Raw genomic sequence first — 20,618 nt, 5'->3', positions numbered from 1 at the left:
CGGGACCCGGGGCACGTCCGCGAGCACTGCTCCGGCGCTGCCAGACTGGAGGGATGGGCAGCGGTAGAACACACCCGGAACCGGGGAGAGGCGTCGTGGTCTCGGTGGTCGGCCCGACGGCGGCCGGCAAGTCCGACCTCGCCGTCGGCCTCGCGCTGAGCCTGCGGCCGGCCGAGATCGTCAACACCGACTCCATGCAGCTGTACCGCGGCATGGACATCGGCACCGCCAAGCTGCCCGAGGACGAGCGCCGCGGCGTCCCGCACCGCCTGCTGGACGTCTGGGACGTCACCGAGCCGGCCGACGTGGCGCGCTACCAGCGGATGGCCCGCGGCCTGGTCGACGGGATGCTCGCCGCCGGGACCGTTCCGGTCCTGGTGGGCGGGTCGGGCCTGTACGTCCGCGCGGTCCTGGACGAGCTGGAGTTCCCCGGCACCGACCCGGCGGTCCGCGCCCGGCTGGAGGGCGAGCTCGCCGAGCGCGGCCCGGCCGCCCTGCACGCCCGGCTGGCCGAGTCGGACCCGGCCGCGGCGGAGGCGATCCTGCCGAGCAACGGGCGGCGCATCGTCCGCGCGCTGGAGGTGATCGAGCTGACCGGCCGCCCGTTCACCGCGACCCTGCCCCGGCACGAGTCCCGCTACCCGGCCGTGCAGATCGGCCTGGAGGTCCCCCGGCCCGAGCTGGACGAGCGCATCGCCCGGCGGGTCGACCTGATGTGGGAGGCCGGGCTGGTCGAGGAGGTCCGCGAGCTGTCCCGGCACGGCCTGGCCGAGGGGCGCACCGCCCCCCGGGCCCTCGGCTACGCCCAGGTGCTGCGCTTCCTGGCCGGCGAGTGCGGCGAGGAGGAGGCCCGCGAGGAGACCGTCCGCGCCACCCGCCGGTTCGCCCGCCGCCAGGAGTCCTGGTTCCGCCGCGACCCGCGGGTGCGCTGGCTCCGCTACGACGACCCGGACCTGCTCGGACGGGCCCTGGAGCTGGTCGCCGGGGCGGCGGGGGCCGGGACCGGCGGAATCGGGGAGAGCGCCCGGAGAAGTCCGATGGACGCTTGACGTCCCCTTTACCCGGTTTTCCGGGGTGGTGCGCCCCCTGCTCAGGGACAATCGCGCCATGACGACTTCCGTGGAGTACCCCTCCGGGGCGCCCGCCTGGCTGGACCTGACGGTCCCCGACGTCGGCCGCGCCGCCGGGTTCTACGGGGAGCTGCTCGGCTGGGAGTTCGACACCGGCCCCTACACCACCGCGCTGCTGGACGGGGACCGGGTCGCCGGGCTGAGCGCCGCCGCGGACCCGTCCGGGCCGGCCTACTGGACCGCGCACCTGGCCGCCCCGGACCTGGACCGCTCCCTGGAGGCCGCCGCCCGGCTGGGCGGCCGGGTGCTCTCCGGCCCGGAGGACGTCGCCGGGCTGGGCACCCGCGCCGTGGTGCGGGACCCGGCCGGCACCGAGTTCGCGCTGTGGCTGCGCGGCTCGCTGGGCGGCGCCGAGGCGTTCGGCGTCCCCGGCGCCCCGATCTGGGCCGAGGCGACCAGCACCGACGTGCCGGCCACCGCGGACTTCCTGGTCCGGCTGTTCGGCTACGAGGCCGAGCGGATCGCCGACGCGGAGTACGTGACGCTGTACAGCGGCGGCTCCCCGGTGTGCGGCGTCTACGCGGGCGCCGGCGAGCGCACCGCCTCCGGCCGCGGCGCCTGGCTGTGCTACCTGGTGGTGCAGGACGCCGACCGGACCGCGGACCGCGCGGTCGAGAACGGCGGCGCGGTGCTCCGCCCGGCCGGCGCCTCCGGCTACGGCCGCTGGAGCCTGATCGCCGACCCGTTCGGCGCCCGCTTCGCCGCGATGGAGGTCCCGAACGGCGACTGACACGACTGACCGGCCCGGACATGCCTACCCGTCCCGGGCGCGCCCACCTCCTCGAGCTCAGCGTCGTCGCCTTTCCCGGCCCCGACCCCGCGCCCACCTCGTCGAGCTCCGCGTCGTCGTCTTTTCCCGACCCCTTCCCGCTCGGGGAAACGAGACCGCCTCCGGTGGGCCGGGCAAAGATGACGACGCGGAGCTCGACGTCATCGCAGCGGTACCACGACGGTGTTGAGCCCCGGCCTGTTGCTTTTGCCCGGCCCACCGCCCCGGCGATCCCGCGCGGGGCCGGGGACCGAGGGAAAGAGCAGCGGCCCTGGGCTCGACAAGGTGAGCGCGGGGCCGGGGTGGAAGAGCAGTGGCCCCGGGCTCGACAAGGCGGGTGACCCCCCATCGATGATCTCTAGGCCGTACGACTCCGCGCTCAGCTCCAGCGGGCCACGAAGTAGCCGACGCCGTAAGGCGCCTCGTGGGCGAGGAGTTCGCCGGAGAGGCCGGCGCCGGCGGCCGCGCCGGCCAGCACCTGCCAGGCCGGGCGGCCCGCCGCCATCAGCTCGTCGGCCCGGGCCGGGTCGATCGCGGCCAGCGCCCCGGTGTCCGCGCCGCCCAGTGCGGCGGCGACCTCGGCGTCGAAGGCGGGGGCCCGCTCGTCCGGGCGGCCCGGGGAGGCCGGGGGCCTGCGGGCGCTGCCGTCCCCCATCGCCACCAGGGCCAGCCGTGGCACCGAGGCGGCCAGCTCCGCGCCGATCGCGGCGCAGCGCTCCGGGGCGGCGTCCGCCGGGACCTCCAGGTAGCGGTCGGGGCGGAGCCCGGCGCGCTCGGCGAGCCAGCGGCCCACGGTCAGCGCCAGGGGCAGCTCGACCGGCCCCGGCCCCACCCGCAGCGCCGCGCCGAACGGCGCCAGGTCCCCGCCGGCGTCCGGTCCGTGCGCCCGCTCCCGCTCGCCCGCCCCCACCACCGCGACCAGGTCGGCGCCGGCCTCGGCGACGGCGGAGAGCGCCGCCCCGCACAGCTTCCGCACCCCGTCCAGCTCGGCCGCGGCGCCCCGGGCGACCTCGGGGACCAGCAGCGGCGGGTGCGGGCAGACGGCGGCGGCGATCAGCATGGCTCACCACCCTACGGCCGCCCGCGGCCCCGCCCCGCCGGTGAGGGAGGACTTCCCTCCGCGGGCCTGTACGGGCGGCCGCCGGAGGGCTATCGTGACCGTATGACCGGATCGGTCGATTCGGTCATGAAATGGCGTCGCGCAGGAGAGCGGAGAGCATGGCGGGCAGCGGAACGGAACAGCGCACCGGGGAGCGGCGGGGCGCCGGGGACAGGCGCGAGGAGCGGGCCGACCGGATCCTGCAGGCCGCCGGGGAGCTGCTCACCGCCCTGGGGTACCGGCGGGTCTCGATCAGCGAGGTCGCCGAGCGCGCCGGTGTCGGCAAGGGCACCGTCTACCTGCACTTCCCCACCAAGGAGGCGCTCTTCCTCAGCGTGCTGATGCGCTCCCAGGAGCGGATGCTCCGGGCCGAGATCGCGGAGATGCGCGCCGACCCCGCGGCGATCCTGCCCGGCCGGATCGCCTCCGCCGCCTACCGGATGGTCGACCGGGACCCGGTCGCGCGCACCGTGGTCACCGGCGACACCGAGACCCTCGGCGTGCTGGCCCGCACCGCGGCGACCGAGGTCGCCGAGCTGTCCCGGCTGCGCTTCGAGACCTTGGGCGCGCACTTCCGGCTCCTGGACGAGCACGGCCTGCTCCGCCCCGGGGGGACCCCCGAGGAGCGGATGTACGGCTACGCCGCGACGGTGGCCGGGTTCCTGGTCATCGGGGCGCTGTCCCCGTTCGACCTGCCCGGCGGGGAGGCCCCCGCCGAGCTGCTGGGGCGGACCGTCCGCGACGCGTTCGAGGCCGGCCCCGAACCCGACCCGGAGCGGCTGCGGGCCGCCGCCCCCGCGGCCATCGGCCTGTTCCAGAACCTGCTGGACCGGCTGGTCGAGGAGATCGCCCGGCAGAAGTCGAGCTGAGGCCGGCCCCGCCGCGGACCCGGCGGGGCCGGCACCCGATGCAGAGAGGAAGCGACATGTCCGCGCCCACCGAGAACACCACGAGTGCCGCCGGCGCCCCGGTCGACCTCGGCGACCCCGGCTTCCACACCGACCCCTACGCCAGGTACGAGGAGCTGCGCGCCCGCGGGCGGCTCATCCCGGTCGAGTTCCCCTTCAAGGGCCGGACCGCCTGGGTGATCCCGCACTACCAGGACGCCCGGGCGGTCCTCGCCGACAAGCGGATGCTCAACGACCCCAGCCCGCTCTTCCCGTCCGGCCGGCGCGGCGCCGGGAACATGCGCCTCCAGCTGCTGGAGGAGAGCGGGGTGCCCCGGGAGTACAGCCGCTACCTGGTCGACGCGAGCATCCTCGACATGGACGCCCCCGACCACACCCGGATCCGCAAGCTCGTCTCGCGGGCCTTCACCGTCAAGCGGGTCAACGCGCTGCGCCCCCGAGTGGAGGAGATCACCGACGCCCTGCTGGACGCGCTGCCCGGGCACGCCGAGGACGGCGCGGTGGACCTCATCGAGCACTTCGCCTACCCGCTGCCGATCACCGTCATCTGCGAGCTGGTCGGCGTCCCCGAAGAGGAGCGGAGCGCCTGGCGCGACTGGGGCAGGAAGCTGTTCCGCCTGGACGACCAGGGGCTGCGCGCGGACGCCCTGATCGGCATCGCCGAGCAGTCCAAGGCGCTCATCGCCGAGCGCCGGTCCACCCCGGCCGACGACCTGATGACCGCGCTGATCCGCGCGCACGACGAGGACGGCGGGCGGCTCTCCGACGACGAGCTGGTCTCGCTGGTGCTCACCCTGATCCTGGCCGGGCACGAGACCACCGCGCACCTGATCGGCAACGGGACCCTGGCCCTGCTCACCCACCCCGACCAGCTGCACCTGCTCCGCACCGAGCCGGACATCGGCCCGCGCGCGGTGCACGAGCTGATGCGCTGGTGCGGCCCGATCCACGGCACCCGGCTGCGCTACGCCTCGGAGGACATGGAGGTCAACGGGCTCCGGCTGACCAGGGGGCACGCCTACATCGCGCTGCTCGGGTCGGCCAACTCCGACCCCGCCGAGTTCCCGGACCCCCGCCGGCTGGACCTGTCCCGCGAGCCCGCCGGGCGGCGCGAGTCGCACATGGGCTTCGGGCACGGCGCCCACTACTGCCTGGGCGCGGCCCTGGCCCGGCAGGAGGGCGAGGTGGCGTTCACCCGGCTGTTCGACCGCTACCCGGGCCTCTCGCTCGCGGTGCCCCCGTCCGAGCTGCGCCGCGAACCGCTCCCGCTCAGCTGGCGGCTGGCCGAGCTGCCGGTGCGGACCGGCTGAACGGGCGGAGCCGCCGGCCCGGTCCTCCGGGTCCGGCGGCTCCGCGGCGCCGATCGGGGCGGCGGTCAGGCGTCGCAGCAACCGCCCGCGGCGGCCGGCGCCGGGGCCGGGGCGCCGATCGACGGCATGCCCAGCATCACCCCCGGCTTGCCCTGCTCCTCGGCGGCGCCGTTGCGCGCGGCCCAGGCGTCACCGGCCCGGGTGCGGCGCAGCCCGCGCACGCCGGAGTCGGCGACCAGGTGGTGCGGTGCGGCGTAGGTGATGCCGACCCGGACCATGTCGCCGGGGCGGGGCTCCTCGGCGCCCTCCTCCACCGCGAAGTGGACCAGCCGGTTGTCCGGGGCGCGGCCGGAGAGCCGGCGGCGCTCGCCGTCCTTGCGCCCCTCGCCCTCGGCGACCAGCAGCTCGGTCTCGGTGCCGACGAGCTTGGCGTTCTCCTCCGCGGAGATCCGCTCCTGGAGGGCGATGAGGCGCTCGTAGCGCTCCTGCACGACCTCCTTGGGCAGCTGCCCGTCCATCTCCGCGGCCGGGGTGCCGGGGCGCTTGGAGTACTGGAAGGTGAACGCGGAGGCGAACCGGGACTCGGCCACCACGTCCAGGGTCTCCTGGAAGTCCTCTTCGGTCTCACCGGGGAAGCCGACGATGATGTCGGTGGTGATGGCCGCCTCGGGCATGGCCGCGCGGACCTTCTCCACGATGCCCTGGAACCGCTCGCGCCGGTAGGAGCGGCGCATCGCCTTGAGCACCCGGCTGGACCCGGACTGCAGCGGCATGTGCAGCTGCGGCATCACGTTGGGGGTCTCGGCCATCGCCTCGATGACGTCGTCGGTGAAGTCGCGGGGGTGCGGGGAGGTGAACCGGACCCGCTCCAGCCCCTCGATGCCGCCGCAGGCGCGCAGCAGCTTGGAGAAGGCCTGCCGGTCGCCGAACTCCGAGCCGTAGGCGTTGACGTTCTGGCCGAGCAGGGTCACCTCGACGGCACCCTCGTCCACCAGGGCGCGCACCTCGGCGAGGACGTCGCCGGGGCGGCGGTCCTTCTCCTTGCCGCGCAGCGACGGCACGATGCAGAAGGTGCAGGTGTTGTTGCAGCCGACGGAGACCGACACCCAGGCCGCGTAGGCCGACTCCCTGCGGGTGGGCAGGGTGGAGGGGAACGCCTGCAGCGACTCCTCGATCTCCACCTGCGCCTCGCGCTGCACCCGGGAGCGCTCCAGCAGGATCGGCAGCGAGCCGATGTTGTGCGTGCCGAAGACCACGTCCACCCAGGGCGCGCGGCGGACGATCTCGCCGCGGTCCTTCTGCGCCAGGCAGCCGCCGACGGCGATCTGCATGCCGGGGCGGGCGTCCTTCACCGGGCGCAGGTGCCCGAGGTTGCCGTAGAGGCGGTTGTCCGCGTTCTCCCGGACCGCGCACGTGTTGAAGACGATGACATCTGCGGTGCTGTTCTCGGCTGCGCGCTCGTACCCCGCATCCTCCAGCAGACCGGACAGGCGCTCGGAGTCGTGCACGTTCATCTGGCAGCCGTAGGTCCGCACCTCGTAAGTACGACTCTGGCTCACCTCTCCAGGCTAGTGGCCCGCGCGACCCGCTCGGCCCCGCGCCGGCCCGGATCCGGGCCGGTCCCGGCCGCGCCCGGCGAAGGGTTTCCGTGGGCGTCGCCTCAGGTGGTAGAGGGTGGGGGCGGGGCCGCGGCGGCCCGGCGGCGATGCGCGCACCCCTCCCGACCACTAAGGTCGACTTGTAGGTCTTCACCCCCGCGAGCACAGAGATCTCCGTTATGACCGACCGCGTCACGGCCCCCTACGGCGCCTGGCCATCGCCGATCGCAGCGAGCGACGTCGCCCGAGGAGTCCGACGGCTGGGTTTCCCCTCGGTCGCCGGCGACGAGGTCTGGTGGGAGGAGGCCCGCCCGGACGAGGGCGGCCGCACCACCGTGATGCGGCGCGGCGCCGACGGGGCCGACATCGAGCTCCTGCCCGCCCCGTGGAGCGCCTGCACCCGGGTGCACGAGTACGGCGGGCGCTCCCACCTGCCCGTGCCGCGCCGCGACGACAAGGCCCGCACCCGGTACGGGATCGTCTTCGCCAACGCCGCCGACCAGCGGCTCTACCTGCTCGAACGGGACTCCCGGACGCCGGCCCCGCTCACCCCTGAACCGGAGGCCCCGGCCGCGCTGCGCTACGCCGACCCGGCGCTGTCCGCCGACGGCAAGCGGGTGGTATGCGTGCGCGAGGAGCACGCCGCGGACGGGTCGGTGCGGCGCGCCATCGTCTCGGTGCCGCTGTCCGGCCGGGCCGCGGACGAGCCCGGAGCGGTGTCCGTGCTGGTCACCGGGGCCGACTTCTTCGCCTCCCCGGTGCCGTCCCCGGACGGCGGGCACCTGGCCTGGGTGGCGTGGAACCACCCGCGCATGCCCTGGGACGGCACTGAGCTGCGGGTGGGACGACTCGGCCCGGACGGGGTGACCGGCGCCTACACCCTCAAGGGCGGCGTCTCGGAGTCGGTGCTGCACCCGGTCTGGAACGGCCCCTCCCGGCTCTGCTTCGTCTCCGACTGGCCCGGGTTCTGGAACCTCTACGAGATCGGCCTGACCGGCCAGGCGATCGCGCTCTACCCGGACGAGAGCGAGTTCACCCCGGGCCCGGCGCGGCTGGGCACCCTCCCCTACGTGCGGCTGGACGACGGCCGCCTGGTGGTGCTGCACGGCGGCGCCGACCTGGTCCCGGCCGTCTACGACCCGCGGACCCTGGAGCTCGCCCCGCTGGACACCCCGTTCACCAGCTGGGAGACGCTCGGCGGAGACGGGAACCGGGTGGTCGGGCTGGCCTCGGGGCCGCGCACCCCGCAGAGCCTGGTGCAGCTGGACCCCGACACCGGCCGGGTGCGGACACTCCGTGCCTCCCTGGACGACCTGCCCGACCCCGGCTACCTGCCGGAGCCCGAGGCGGTCGAGCTGCCCGGGCGGTACGGCGGCACCGTGCACGCCAACCTCTACCGGCCGGCCAACCCGGAGGCCGCCGCGGACGGGCCGGCGCCGTACGCGGTCTGGGTGCACGGCGGCCCGGTGGCCCGCGCCACCACCGGCCTCGACCTGGCCAAGGCCTACTTCACCAGCCGCGGCATCGGGGTGGTGGACGTCAACTACAGCGGCTCCATCGGGTTCGGCCGCACCTACCGCGAGCGGCTGCACGGCATGTGGGGCGTGCTGGACGTGGAGGACGCCGAGGCGGTGGCCCGGGCGCTGGCCGCCGACGGCACCGCCGACCCGGACCGGATCGCGGTGCGCGGCGGCAGCGCGGGCGGCTTCACCACGCTGCTCGCCGCCGGGGGCGACGCCTTCGCCTGCGGAACCTCCCTGTACGGGGTGACCGACCTGCTCCGGCTGGCCGCCGAGACGCACGACTTCGAGTCCCGGTTCCTGGACTCGCTGCTCGGCCCGCTGCCCGGCTACTCCGCGACCTACCGCGAGCGCTCCCCGATCAACAGGGCGGACCGGGTCCGGGTGCCGCTGCTGCTGCTCCAGGGCACCGAGGACCGGGTGGTGCCGCGCGCCCAGGCGTCGGAGTTCGCCGCCGCACTGGCCGAGGGCGGGGTGCGGCACGCGCTGATCGAGTTCGAGGGCGAGGGGCACGGCTTCCGCGCCGCCGAATCGGTGCAGCGCGCCCTCGAAGCCGAGCTGGCCTTCTACGGCGAGGTCTTCGGCTTCACCCCGCCGGGGGTGCCGCCGGTGGAGCTGGTCACCGAGTACCCCGACCCCGAACTGGAGGCCGAGCCGCTGCCGGAGCTGGACGAGACCGCCCTGGACGAGGCCGCGGCCGCCCCCTCCCCCGAGACCGCCGGGGAGCCGACGGCACCCGAGGCCGCCGGGAACCCCGCCGAACCCGCCGCCCCCGGGTCGGCCGCGCCCCCGCCCGGCCCCGAACCGATCTGGCCCGGCGGCACCCCGAGCGGGGCGGAGAAGGGCTGATCCCGCCCGGCCTGGATCTCAGCGGAGGTCAGAGCACGGCCACCTGGACGCGCGGACCGCACAGGGTCCGGAGGTCCTTGGGGTCCGACGTGAGCAGGGTGACCGGAGGGGGTGCGGCGAGCGCCGTGGCCGCGACGATCGCGTCGAGGGCGTGCTCGTGGCCGTGCAGCCCCGCTGCGGCCAGGACCCTGCTCGCCTGGCGGGCGATCGCCTCACTGGACGGGACGACGGTCACCCGGGAGACCGCGTAGTCGAACCGGGCCTGATGGACCTTGGGGTCACGCGCCTCGACCAGGGTCACCGAGCTCGCCACCACCCGGATGTCCTCCGCCTCGGCCGCGGCCAGCCAGTCGGTGACAACGGGAGCGTTCCGAACGAGCCCGGACAGCCCTTCGCTGTCCAGGACGAGCGTGCCGCTCACGCGGCGTCCGCCGATCCCTCCGCCTCTCCGCGCAGAATCGCGCGTTTGGCTTGGACCGATACGGGGTCGACCGGTCCGTGCTCGGCCTCGGCCCACTCGATCAGCTCGCGCAGGTGCTCCCGCTCCACCTGGCGCTGGATGAGGTCCTCGACGTACGCGGACATTCCACGTTCGCCCATGCGCTTCTCGAGCGCGGCGAGCGTTCCCTCATGGAGGGAGAGGGACACGTCCTGTATGGGCCCTTCGCCGAGAGCAGGGGCATCGCTCATGGAGTCGAGTCCAACAAGCCGTCCCTCTCCCGACCGGTGGTTTCCGCCGCTCCGGGCGGTCCTCAGCGGGCGGTCTCGGTGGCGCGGGACTCTCGGACGACGGTGACGCGGATCTGGCCGGGGTAGGTGAGCTCCTCCTCCACCCGTTTGGCCACGTCGCGGGCGATGACCTGGGACTGGACGTCGTCGACGTCCTCCGGGCGGACCATGATGCGCAGTTCCCGGCCGGCCTGCATGGCGAAGACCTTCTCCACGCCGGGGTTGGAGCGGGCGATCTCCTCCAGCCGCTGCAGGCGCTCCACGTAGGCCTCCAGGGACTCCCGGCGGGCGCCCGGGCGGCCGCCGCTGATCGCGTCGGCGGCCTGGGTGAGCACCGCTTCGACGGTGCGCACCTCCACCTCGTTGTGGTGCGCCTCGATCGCGTGCACCACGTCGTCGGACTCGCCGTAGCGGCGGGCGATCTCCGCGCCGATCACCGCGTGGCTGCCCTCCACCTCGTGGGTGAGCGCCTTGCCGATGTCGTGCAGCAGCGCGCCGCGCTTCACCGACGCCGGGGCCATGCCCAGCTCGGCGGCCATCATCCCGGCCAGGTGCGCCGACTCCACCAGGTGCTCCAGCACGTTCTGGCCGTAGGAGGTGCGGTAGCGCAGCTGGCCGAGGAGGGTGACCAGCTCCGGGTGCATGTCCGCGACGCCGGTCTCCACCAGGGCGTCCTCTCCGGCCCGCACGCACAGCCGGTCCACCTCGGCCCTGCTGGTCCCGTGCACGTCCTCGATCCGCTGCGGGTGGATCCTGCCGTCCTGGACCAGCCGCTCCAGGGTGATCCGGGCGGCCTCCCGGCGCACCGGGTCGAAGCAGGAGAGCAGCACCGCCCCGGGGGTGTCGTCGATGATGAGGTTGACCCCGGTGACCGACTCGAAGGCGCGGATGTTGCGCCCCTCCCGGCCGATGATCCGGCCCTTCATGTCGTCGGAGGGCAGGTGGAACACCGAGACCACGGACTCGCTGGTCTGCTCGGTGGCCAGGCGCTGCACCGCCAGCGAGATGATCTTGCGGGCCCGCTTCTCGCCGTTCCGGCGCGCCTCCGCCTCGATCTCCCGGACGGTCAGCACCGCGTCCCGCTTGGCCTGGGCCTCCGCCGCGGCGACCAGTTCGGCCCGGGCCTGCTCCGCGGTGAGCGACGCGGCGGCCTCCAGCGCGCTGACCCGCTCCCGGTCCCGGTCGGCCAGGTCCCGTTCGAGCCCGGCCAGCCGCTCCTCGCGCTCGTCCAGCCGGCGCCCGGCGTCGGTGACCCGGCGCAGTTCCGCGTCGAGCCGGTGCTCCCGCTCGTCCAGCCGGGCCTCGCGCCGCTCCGCCTCGGCTCGGCGCTCCTCGATCCGCGCCCGGTCGGCGGCCCACTCCTCCTCGGCGGCGGCGCGCCGCGCCGCCAGCCGGGCCTCCAGCTCCCCGGTGCGCCGCTCGGCCTCCGCCTCGGCCTCGGCGCGGATCCGCCCGGCCTGCTCCCTGGCCTCGGTGAGCTCGCGGCGGATCTCTCCGGCGCGCCGCTCCCTGGCCGCGAGCAGGACGCGGACCAGGAGGAGCAGGGTGACCGCGGCGAGGACGGCGAGCGCGACCGCCCCGGCGGCCAGCGGGCCGGTCGCAGCGTCCATGCCCCTCCCCCAACCGTCTCCGCCGCCGGGGGCGGACCGCGCGGCGCGCGGCGCCTCCGGACCGCGGCCGCCCGGGACCGGGCGCCCGGCGCTCTCTCCGCCGTTCCCGGTGTGCGGGTGGCCCGCTGTGGATAGGGCTACCCGAGGCGCGCGGAGTTAATACGCCTGTCCGGCGAGGTTAGGGCTCCCGTCACATGACGGGCAAGTGAAGGACGGTGACGCACCGTGGCCGCCCGGAGGACGACCGCCCCCGGGAAAGGCCCCGACCTGGGGGGACACCCGGCGGCGCGGTAGTTGATCACTGAACCATCACGATCGGGCCGGCGCCCGGCGGTTCAGCCCAGGTCCGGGTCGGGCAGTTCCAGGTCGGAGCCCTCCGCCTCCAGCTCCTCGCGGACCAGCCGGTAGGCCGTCCCGCCCGGGAATCCCCGGCGGGCCAGCATGCCCATCACCCGGCGCACCCGGACCGCGTCGTCCTTGCCCTGGGTGGCGGCGAGCTTGCGGCGGACCAGTTCGCGGGCGGTCTGCTCCTCCCGGTCGGCGCTGAGGTCGTCCACCGCGGCCTGGACCGTCTCCGCGGCGACCCCGCGCCGGCGCAGCTCGGCGGCGAGGGCGCGGCGGCCCAGCCCCCGCCCGGTGTGCCGGGACTCCACCCAGGCGGCGGCGAAGGCCTCGTCGTCGATCAGCCCCACTTCGCCGAACCGGCCCAGCACGGTCTCCGCGACGCGGTCGTCGATGCCGCGCCGCTGCAGCGCCTCGGCCAGCTGCGCGCGGGTCCGCGGTGCGGTGGCCAGCATCCGCAGGCAGACGATGCGCGCCCGGGCCTCGGGGTCGTGCTCGTCGTGCTCCCCCTCGGCGGGGGAGCCGGACTCGGAGTGCGGCTCAGGCATCCGTCGCGGCGGCGGTCTTGGCCTTGGCCCCGCGCTTGGCGGCGGCCGGGACCGCGGCGGCGGGCTCCTTCTCCTTCTCCGGCTCCTTGGCCGCCGCGTCGGCGGCCGGAGAGGCGGAGTCGTCCCCCTTCATCGGGACGCCGAGCTTCTCCTTGATCTTCTTCTCGATCTCCAGCGCCATGTCGGAGTTGTCCCGCAGGAAGTTGCGGGCGTTCTCCTTGCCCTGGCCCAGCTGGGTGCCCTCGTAGGTGTACCAGGCGCCGGACTTGCGCACGATGCCGTTCTCCACGCCGAGGTCGATCAGGCCGCCCTCGCGGGAGATGCCGACGCCGTACAGGATGTCGAACTCGGCCTGCTTGAACGGCGGGGCGGTCTTGTTCTTCACGACCTTGACCCGGGTCCGGTTGCCGACCGCGTCGGTGCCGTCCTTGAGGGTCTCGATCCGGCGGACGTCCAGCCGGACCGAGGAGTAGAACTTCAGCGCCCGGCCGCCGGTGGTGGTCTCCGGGGAGCCGAACATCACGCCGACCTTCTCCCGGAGCTGGTTGATGAAGATCGCGGTGGTGTTGGTCTGGTGCAGCGCGCCGGCGATCTTGCGCAGCGCCTGGGACATCAGGCGGGCCTGCAGGCCGACGTGGCTGTCGCCCATCTCGCCCTCGATCTCGGCCCGCGGCACCAGGGCCGCGACCGAGTCGACCACCAGGATGGAGACCGCGCCGGAGCGGATCAGCATGTCGGCGATCTCCAGCGCCTGCTCGCCGGTGTCCGGCTGGGAGAGCAGGAGGTCGTCGGTGTTCACGCCGATCTTCTTGGCGTACTCGGGGTCCAGGGCGTGCTCGGCGTCGATGAAGGCGGCGATGCCGCCCTCGCGCTGGGCGTTGGCGACGGCGTGCAGTGCGACGGTGGTCTTACCGCTGCTCTCCGGGCCGTAGACCTCGACGATGCGGCCCCGCGGGATGCCTCCGATGCCCAGGGCGACGTCCAGCGCGATGGCACCGGTCGGGATGGACTGGATCGGCGGGCGGTCGTCATCGCCGAGGCGCATGACGGACCCCTTGCCGAACTGGCGCTCGATCTGCGCGAGCGCGGTTTCGAGAGCCTTGTCTCGGTCAGTAGCTGCCACGGGGAACCCCTGTTGGGTCGGTGTCTTCTTCTTCATCTCGGAAGTGACGCTACGCCCTCGCCGTGACATTTCACGACGGCTTCCGCCACCTGTGGACGGCCGGGGGCGCGGCGCCGGACGTGTGCGCGCCGCGTGTCTTCGACCACTCTCGCGGACCCCGGTGTCACCGCCAAGCCTACCCGAACTTCTGTTCGATTACCGGTACCTCCGCACGGGCGGCGCGCCCCGGACCGCTACCGGACCGCCTCGGGCAGGTCGAACGCCTCGCAGACGCGGCGCCAGACCTCCTTGGCCGCGATCCCGTCGGCGAGCGCCTGGCGGACCGTCCGCGACCCCAGCCCGTCGATCACGTAGTCCTGCGCCAGGCTCTCCGCGTAGGCCTCGCCGAACTGCTCGTACATCCGCTCCCAGAAAAGTGTCAGTCTCATCGCCTCCAGTATCGGTCCCGCCGGGCGCGGCCGGAGCCGGTGCGGGTCCGCAGCAGCGGGGCGATCAGCAGGAACACCGGGGCGGCCAGCGCGAACAGCACGCCCGGGCCGGCCGCCTGGGAGCCCAGTCCGTACCCGGCGTAGGCCAGGACCGCCACCGCCTCGGCGCCCAGCCCGCCGACCGAGAGCACGGTGGCGCGCGCCGGGCCGGCCACCGCGTGCTGGACCCGGGTCTCGGCGGCCACCGAGGCCCACTCGAAGGCGCCGAAGGCCGCGCCGACCAGCACCATCCCCACCGGGTGCCCGATCAGGGCGCCCGCCGCCAGCAGGGCCGCGGCCGCGGCGAGCACCGGAGCCGCCCGGCGGACGCCCCGCCCGGCCGCCCACTCCCCCGCGGCGGCGAGCACCGCGGCCGGGACCAGCAGCAGCGGGACGGCCGCCGGGCCGGCCGCCAGCGATGCGGCGAGCAGCGGCAGGAACTCGTCCAGCGCGGTCGCGCCCATCAGGACCGCCATCGCGACCAGCCCGGTGCGCACCGCCGCCGAGCGGCGCGCCTCGCCCAGCGCGGCGCCGAGCACCGCCGCGTGCCGCCGCCACCAGGGGCCGGCCGCCGCCGGGGCGGCCTCCTCTCCGTCCTGCTCCGGGCCGGGGGTCCGCCGCGCCGTGGGAAAGGCGAGCGCCGCCAGGGCCGCGCCGAGCATCGCCAGCACGCTGCCGGCGCCGACCGCCGGGTAGCCGCCGGCCGCCATGACCGGGGCGGCCAGCGCGGTGGAGGCGGCGATCGCGGCGGTGCCCAGCGCCCGGGAGCGCCCGATCAGCCGGGCGTAGGCCCCGGTCGCGCCGGCCGCCGCCAGCTCGTCGTAGACCAGCGCCTGCAGCGTGCCCGAGGCCAGGGCGAGGCCGACCGCCCAGAGCACGAAGCCGGCGGCGAAGGCGGGGTAGGCCGGGACCAGCGTCCACAGCGCGAAGCCGGCCGCGGAGAACAGCGGCGCGACGGCGAGCAGCGCACGGCGCGGGAGGGTGTCGGCGAGCACGCCGGTGGGCACTTCGAGGACCGAGACCGCGACCGACCACAGGATCAGCAGCGTGGAGATCTGCCCGGCGGAGAGCCCGGCGTCGGCGAAGAGCAGCGCGTACAGCGGGTAGAGCAGGACGAGGTCGGTGAGGAGCGCGTAGCCGTAGAGGGCGCGCGCCGTCCGCGCCTCGGGGCGGGATCAACATCGCCGGAACATGCTCCGAGGATAGGCCGCCCCCGTGCGGCGGACAAGGCCGCTACCGGCCGCCGCTCTCCTCCGGCCGCTTCGCCGCGATGACCGGGACCGCCACCGCCCCGATCAGCGCCGTCGCGTAGGGCGCCGGCCCCGCCGCGACCGCCACGCCGATCCCGTCGGACCCGATGCCGGTGTAGTGCAGCAGAATGCGCACCGCGCTGGACAGCAGGAAGCCCAGCAGCCATCCGCCGAAGAGCCCGGCCACGGCGGCGCCGAGGATCTTCATCGCCGCTCCCCCTTCACTCCGTGCCACCCCCGCCCGCCCCGGCCCCGCGGAGGGGGCGGTTCCGGGGCGGGCGGAGCCTTGCACCGATGACGCTAGGGAGCGGCCCGCCCGCCCCGCGTCCGCCGCACGGGTGAACCCGCCCTGCATCCTCCGCGGTACGCGGCCCGCGGCGGGTACCCCGCCCGGGGTCCGGCCGGCCACCGGGCGGACCGCTCCGGGCGGCGCGCGCGGGCTACTCCTCCGCCGTGGCGGCGAACAGCTCCTCGCGGGCGTTCTGCACGGCGAGCAGCAGGGCGCCGCGCAGGACCGGGTCGGGCACCCGGCCGATCGCGACGTCGGGGGCGTTGGGGGCGACCCGGGGGACCGCGGCGGCCACCCGGCGGGCGAGGTCGTCGCCGCCGGCCTCGGCCACGGCCCCGCCGAGCACCGCCAGGCCCGGGTCGAGCACCACGCTGACCGAGGCGACGCCGAGGGCGATCCGCTCGGCGAGCTCGTCGAGGAAGGCGTCGCCGCCGGAGCCGGCTTTGCGGGCCGCGGCGATCACCTCGGCCGCGGTTCCCCCCTCGAAGCCGTGCCCGTTGCCGAGCACCACGATCTCCCGGGCGCCGACCAGCGACTGGAAGCCGTGCGCGATGGTGCCCTCCTCGGTGCGGAGCGACTGGTAGCCGCCGGGCAGGCCGACGTCGCCCGGCAGCGGCGCGCCGGGGACCGGGAGGTAGCCGATCTCCCCTGCCCCGCCGGAGCGGCCGCCGTGGATCCGGTCGTTGAGCACGATGGCCATGCCGACCCCGCTGCCCAGCCACATCAGCACGAAGTCGGAGACCTCTTCGGCGGCGCCCTCGGCGTGCTCGGCCAGCGCCGCCAGGTTGACGTCGTTCTCTATCGCGACCGGGCGCTCCAGCTCGGTGCCGAGCGCGTCGAACACGCCCTCCAACCAGGCGTGCAGGTCGAAGGAGAAGCGGACCGCCCCGGTCCGGGGGTCGACCACTCCGGGGGTGCCGATGACGCAGGCGTGCAGCCGGTCCCGGGGGACTCCGGCCCGTTCGATCAGCCCGGTGACGGCGGCGCAGACCGCGCCGACCGGGTCGGGGGCGGCGGTGGGGTCCACCGCGTCCTGGGCGACGACGGTGCCGGAGACGTCGGCCAGCACGATGTCGACCTCGGTCGCGCTGACGTCCAGCGCCACCGCGTAGGCGCTGGAGGGGACCACGGCGTACAGCGCGGCGTTGGGGCCGCGGCCGCCGGCCTGGCTGCCCACCACCTGCACCAGGCCGCGCTCCTCCAGCCGGGCGAGCAGCTGCGATGCGGTGACCTTGGACAGCCCGGTCTCCTGGCCGAGCCGGGTCCGCGTCAGCGGCCCCGACGCCAGCAGCAGCTCCAGTGCGGCACGGTCGTTCAGCTGCCTCAGCAGCCGCGGAGTCCCCGGACGCCGAGACATAACCGTGACACCCCCGTCCCTATTAGTTAGGAAAGTTTCCTGTTAGTTTAGCGCCAACGTGAACCAGGTCTCGTTCCCGGGCGCCCCCGCCCGCTGCCGGGCGGCGTCGGAGAGCGGGACCAGCGGATGCACGAGTGCTATATCAGCACACCCCCGCACCGAACACGAAGCCCGCACAGCGTTCGTAGCCGACCCAGAGATGACCGGGGGGCGTCTTCACCGACGCGACGGCGCACGCGTGGCGACGCGTGAAGGGAGAGAACGAGTGAGATTCCCGAAGATCGCGGCCGCCTCCACGGCGGTCCTCCTCGCCACCGCCTGCGGAGGCGGCGGGGGAGACGCCGCGGACCCCTCCGAGGCCCCGGACAGCCTGACCGTCTGGGTCATGGGCACCGCCCAGGACCCGCTGGTGGAGTACTTCGACGGCATCGAGAAGCGGTACCAGGAGACCTACCCCGACACCGCGGTCGAGGTGGAGTTCATCCCGTGGGAGGACGCCCAGCAGTCGATCACCAACGCGGTGGCCGGCGGCGACGCCCCCGACGTGCTGGAGGTCGGCAACGACCAGACCGGCAACTGGGCCAACCAGGGTGCGCTGCTCTCCCTGGACGAGCACATGGGCGACTGGGAGGACGCCGCCGACCTGGACCAGAACGCGCTGGAGTACGGGCAGTTCGACGGGGTCCAGTACGGCGTCCCGTGGTTCGCCGGGGTGCGCACCCTCTACTACCGCGCCGACTGGCTCGAGGACCTCGGCATGGCGCCCCCGACCACCTGGAAGGAGCTCGTCGACGTCGCCAAGGCGGTCGAGAAGGAGCACGACGTCCCCGGCTTCGCCGCGCCGACCGACTTCACCAACGGCATCGCCAGCTTCATCTGGAGCAACGGCGGCGAGATCGCGGTGCAGAACGGCGAGCAGTGGGAGGGGAGGCTGACCTCCCCGGAGACCAAGGAGGCCATCGACTTCTACGCCTCCCTCACCACCGAGGAGGAGATCTCCCCGCAGTCCTACGTCGGTGAGAACGAGCTGATCCCGCTGGCCGACATGGCCAACGGCAAGCTCGGCATGTACATCGACGGCTCCTGGGCCATGGGCCAGATGGAGGAGCAGGCCGAGGACCCGGAGCTGCTGGAGGAGATCTCCGCCGCCCCGATCCCCGGCGCCGAGGGGATCGCCCCGGCCTTCGCCGGCGGCTCCGCGCTCACCGTCTTCTCCACCACCGAGCACCCCGCCCACGCCTTCGAGCTGCTGAAGCTGATGGGCGACAAGGAGGGCGGCAAGGGCTACGCCGACGCCGCCGGCTACTTCCCGGCCTACCCGGAGCTGCTCGACGACCAGAGCTACCAGGAGGACCCGGTCACCGCGGCCGGCGCCGAGCAGATGAAGAACACCCAGTTCTTCCCGGCCACCCCGCGCTGGACCACCGCCGACCAGGACCAGAAGATCCTGCCGGCCGCCGTCCTGGAGATCGTCAAGGGCGAGGACGTCGACGCCGTCCTGGAACAGGCGAACAAGGACCTCACCGCGACCCTCAACGAGGAGACCGAGTAATCCGGGCGCAGGCCCCATGACCCGGGGCGGCCGGTCCCCTCTCTCTCCTCCCGGCCGCCCCTTCCCCACCCCTCCGACGAGCCCGCCCCGGGACGCCGGCCGACCGAGCGCCCGTTCCCCCCGTCCCGGCCCTCCAGATTGAGAAGCCAGTCATGGCACAGACCATCGAAGCGGCGCCGCCCGGCCGCACCGGCGGAGAGTCCGGCGCCGAACGCCCGCCCCGGCCCCGGCGCCGCCCGCGCCTCCCCGCGCCCTACCTGCTCATCGCACCGGCACTGATCATCCTCTCCGGGGTGCTGCTCTGGCCGATCGTGCAGATGGTGTGGTACTCGATGCACGGGTACAGCACCCGGCACCTGATGCCGAACGCCCCGGCACCGGAGTTCAAGGGCCTGGAGCACTACCAGACCCTGCTGAGCGACCCCGCCTTCTGGCGCATCCTGGCCAACACCGTCGTGGTGTGCGTCCTGATGGTCGGCATCACCCTGGTGCTGGGCACCCTGGTCGGCATCCTGCTGCACAAGCTGCCCAAGTGGTTCTCCACCACGGTCGCCATCGGCATGATGCTCGCCTGGGCCACCCCCGCGATCAGCGCCTCGCTGGTGTTCCGCTGGCTGTTCATGCCCGGCCGGGGCCTGGTGAACGTGACCCTGGACCGGATGCCGGACTGGCTGGTCGGCTCCGGGTGGCGGGACTTCAACTGGTTCCTGGAGCCGGTGCCGCTCTTCTCCGTGCTGATCCTGGTGATCGTCTGGCAGGCGTTCCCGTTCGTCGCGGTCTCGGTGCTGGCCGGACTGAAGAGCATCCCGCACGAGCTGTACGAGGCGGCGAAGGTCGACGGCGCCAACGGCTGGCGCAGCTTCTGGAGCGTCACCTTCCCGATGCTGCGGCCGCTGTTCGCCCTGCTGCTGATCCTGCAGATCATCTGGGACCTGCGGGTCTTCACCCAGCTGTACATCCTGGCCAACAGCTTCCAGAACAAGTCCGTCTACCTGCTCTCGTACTACATCTACCAGCAGGGGTTCAGCGCGAACCCGCCCAACTACGGCATGGGTTCGGCGATCGCGGTGGTGATGACCCTGATGATCCTCGCGGTCACCGCCTACTACCTGCGCATCATGATCCGCCAGGGGGAGACCCGATGACCGCCACCGCCAGCACGCACCGCCGGCCGCGCCGGCGCCGCCCGCCGATGGTCCTGGCCCGCCGGGCCGGCCTCTACCTGGCCGGCGTCGCCGTGCTGCTGTTCTCCGTCTTCCCGGTCTACTGGATGGTGGCCACGGCCTTCCGCTCCCAGGGCGAGATCTTCTCCGCCGAGCAGACCCTCTTCCCCCGCACCCTCACCCTGGAGCACTTCGACCGGGTGGTGAACGGGCGGCTGCTGCCCGGCGTCGACTTCTGGCAGTTCCTCACCAACAGCCTGATCGTGGCCCTCGGCTCGGTCCTGCTCGGCGCGCTGTTCTCGCTGCTCGCCGCGGTCGCCGTGGCCCGGTTCCGGTTCCGGCTGCGCACCGCCTTCATCGTGCTGCTGATGATCATCCAGATGGTGCCGATGGAGGCGATCATCATCTCCATCTTCATCAACTTCCGGAAGCTGCAGGACGCCTCCGGGATCACCATGCTCGGCAACCTGACCGGCATCCTGATCGTCTACACCGCGGTCTCGCTGCCGATCACCATCATGATGCTGCGCGGCTTCGTCGCCGCGGTGCCCAAGGAGCTGGAGGAGGCCGCCGCCATCGACGGCGCGACCAACGCCGTGGTGTTCTGGCGGATCCTGATGCCGCTGGTGGCGCCGGGCCTGGTCGCGGCGAGCATCTTCGCCTTCATCACCGCCTGGAACGAGTTCGTGGTGGCGCTGACCTTCCTGGGCCGCAGCACCGACAGCTTCACCCTGCCGCTGACCCTGTCCTACTACTTCGGCCGGACCGGCACCGAATGGGGACCGATCATGGCCGCCTCCACCCTGCTGACCATCCCCGTGATGGTCTTCTTCCTCTTCGTGCAGCGGCGCATGGTCTCCGGACTCACCATGGGCGCGGTCAAGGGGTAGCCCCCTCCTCAGCCCCTTGCACCGCGGCGGCGCCGCGCGACGCACCCGGCCCGGACCGGCTCGTCCGGCCGGGGCTCCCGCCCGCGCGGCGCCGCCCCCTCCCCACCGTCCTCCG

General features: G+C 74.3%; 19 protein-coding genes. 8 read left to right on the top strand and 11 right to left on the bottom strand.

What is annotated here, in order from left to right:
* Window positions 1-53: 53 nt before the first annotated feature.
* Together miaA and D459_RS35070 are read left to right on the top strand one after the other, a co-directional pair.
* A complete protein-coding gene (gene miaA, locus D459_RS0118995) occupies window positions 54-1,049 on the top strand; it encodes a tRNA (adenosine(37)-N6)-dimethylallyltransferase MiaA (protein ID WP_051065481.1) in 996 nt (331 codons plus the stop codon).
* A gap of 58 nt (window positions 1,050-1,107) precedes the next feature.
* Entirely contained in the window at window positions 1,108-1,860 is a 753-nt protein-coding gene (locus tag D459_RS35070; protein ID WP_026120538.1) for a VOC family protein, read from the top strand.
* A 418-nt stretch (window positions 1,861-2,278) separates the two neighbouring features.
* On the opposite strand, the gene D459_RS0118985 is transcribed toward D459_RS35070, so the two are convergent.
* Window positions 2,279-2,959 (bottom strand): class III extradiol dioxygenase subunit B-like domain-containing protein, encoded by a 681-nt coding sequence (locus D459_RS0118985; protein ID WP_017594587.1) that lies wholly within the window; start codon window positions 2,957-2,959, stop codon window positions 2,279-2,281.
* A 158-nt stretch (window positions 2,960-3,117) separates the two neighbouring features.
* On the opposite strand from D459_RS0118985, the gene D459_RS0118980 reads away from it, so the two are divergent.
* Both D459_RS0118980 and D459_RS0118975 read left to right on the top strand, forming a co-directional pair.
* Window positions 3,118-3,867, top strand: coding sequence for a TetR/AcrR family transcriptional regulator (locus D459_RS0118980; protein ID WP_017594586.1), 750 nt, complete (start codon window positions 3,118-3,120; stop codon window positions 3,865-3,867).
* Between the two features lie 56 nt (window positions 3,868-3,923).
* The gene (locus D459_RS0118975; protein WP_017594585.1) at window positions 3,924-5,216 is read left to right on the top strand and encodes a cytochrome P450 family protein; all 1,293 of its coding nucleotides are present in this window, start codon (window positions 3,924-3,926) and stop codon (window positions 5,214-5,216) included.
* A gap of 65 nt (window positions 5,217-5,281) precedes the next feature.
* On the opposite strand, the gene miaB is transcribed toward D459_RS0118975, so the two are convergent.
* Entirely contained in the window at window positions 5,282-6,751 is a 1,470-nt protein-coding gene (gene miaB, locus D459_RS0118970; RefSeq protein ID WP_017594584.1) for a tRNA (N6-isopentenyl adenosine(37)-C2)-methylthiotransferase MiaB, read from the bottom strand.
* 242 nt (window positions 6,752-6,993) lie between these two features.
* On the opposite strand from miaB, the gene D459_RS0118965 reads away from it, so the two are divergent.
* Window positions 6,994-9,183 carry a S9 family peptidase gene (locus D459_RS0118965; protein WP_017594583.1) on the top strand — a complete coding sequence of 730 codons (2,190 nt, stop codon included), beginning with the start codon at window positions 6,994-6,996 and terminating at the stop codon, window positions 9,181-9,183.
* A 28-nt stretch (window positions 9,184-9,211) separates the two neighbouring features.
* Here D459_RS0118965 and D459_RS0118960 read toward each other — a convergent pair whose 3' ends face one another.
* The 9 genes from D459_RS0118960 to D459_RS0118920 form a co-directional block, all read right to left on the bottom strand.
* Window positions 9,212-9,604, bottom strand: a complete 393-nt coding sequence (locus D459_RS0118960) for a type II toxin-antitoxin system VapC family toxin (protein ID WP_017594582.1) — start codon at window positions 9,602-9,604, stop codon at window positions 9,212-9,214.
* A complete protein-coding gene (locus D459_RS0118955) occupies window positions 9,601-9,783 on the bottom strand; it encodes a CopG family transcriptional regulator (RefSeq protein WP_206540786.1) in 183 nt (60 codons plus the stop codon). Before D459_RS0118955 ends, D459_RS0118960 begins: the two co-directional genes overlap by 4 nt.
* Before the next feature lie 152 nt (window positions 9,784-9,935).
* Window positions 9,936-11,522, bottom strand: coding sequence for a ribonuclease Y (gene rny / locus D459_RS0118950; protein WP_017594580.1), 1,587 nt, complete (start codon window positions 11,520-11,522; stop codon window positions 9,936-9,938).
* Window positions 11,523-11,857: 335 nt separating this feature from the next.
* Window positions 11,858-12,412 (bottom strand): regulatory protein RecX, encoded by a 555-nt coding sequence (locus D459_RS0118945; protein ID WP_017594579.1) that lies wholly within the window; start codon window positions 12,410-12,412, stop codon window positions 11,858-11,860.
* Complete coding sequence (gene recA, locus D459_RS0118940) at window positions 12,405-13,571, bottom strand: recombinase RecA (protein ID WP_241485076.1); 1,167 nt, start codon at window positions 13,569-13,571, stop codon at window positions 12,405-12,407. The genes D459_RS0118945 and recA overlap by 8 nt, the downstream gene beginning before the upstream one ends.
* A gap of 197 nt (window positions 13,572-13,768) precedes the next feature.
* Entirely contained in the window at window positions 13,769-13,963 is a 195-nt protein-coding gene (locus tag D459_RS34525) for a DUF3046 domain-containing protein (RefSeq protein ID WP_081620623.1), read from the bottom strand.
* Window positions 13,960-15,114, bottom strand: coding sequence for an MFS transporter (locus tag D459_RS32155; protein WP_338044437.1), 1,155 nt, complete (start codon window positions 15,112-15,114; stop codon window positions 13,960-13,962). The genes D459_RS34525 and D459_RS32155 overlap by 4 nt, the downstream gene beginning before the upstream one ends.
* Window positions 15,115-15,235: 121 nt before the next feature.
* Window positions 15,236-15,460, bottom strand: coding sequence for a DUF5957 family protein (locus tag D459_RS0118925; RefSeq protein ID WP_017594574.1), 225 nt, complete (start codon window positions 15,458-15,460; stop codon window positions 15,236-15,238).
* Between the two features lie 232 nt (window positions 15,461-15,692).
* Window positions 15,693-16,898, bottom strand: a complete 1,206-nt coding sequence (locus D459_RS0118920) for an ROK family transcriptional regulator (protein ID WP_017594573.1) — start codon at window positions 16,896-16,898, stop codon at window positions 15,693-15,695.
* 265 nt (window positions 16,899-17,163) lie between these two features.
* Between D459_RS0118920 and D459_RS0118915 the strand changes: the two genes are divergently transcribed.
* The 3 genes from D459_RS0118915 (at window position 17,164) to D459_RS0118905 (ending at window position 20,503) form a co-directional block, all read left to right on the top strand.
* Window positions 17,164-18,450, top strand: a complete 1,287-nt coding sequence (locus D459_RS0118915; protein ID WP_017594572.1) for an extracellular solute-binding protein — start codon at window positions 17,164-17,166, stop codon at window positions 18,448-18,450.
* Window positions 18,451-18,602: 152 nt separating this feature from the next.
* Window positions 18,603-19,595, top strand: coding sequence for a carbohydrate ABC transporter permease (locus D459_RS0118910; RefSeq protein ID WP_017594571.1), 993 nt, complete (start codon window positions 18,603-18,605; stop codon window positions 19,593-19,595).
* On the top strand, window positions 19,592-20,503 hold the full coding sequence (locus D459_RS0118905; RefSeq protein ID WP_017594570.1) for a carbohydrate ABC transporter permease: 912 nt from the start codon (window positions 19,592-19,594) through the stop codon (window positions 20,501-20,503). Before D459_RS0118910 ends, D459_RS0118905 begins: the two co-directional genes overlap by 4 nt.
* Window positions 20,504-20,618 lie beyond the last annotated feature (115 nt).

The organism is Nocardiopsis potens DSM 45234, assembly GCF_000341105.1.
Taxonomy (GTDB): Bacteria; Actinomycetota; Actinomycetes; order Streptosporangiales; family Streptosporangiaceae; genus Nocardiopsis_A; species Nocardiopsis_A potens.
The sequence above is the reverse complement of the archived record's forward strand: the minus strand, read 5'-3'. Positions and strand labels throughout refer to the sequence as shown.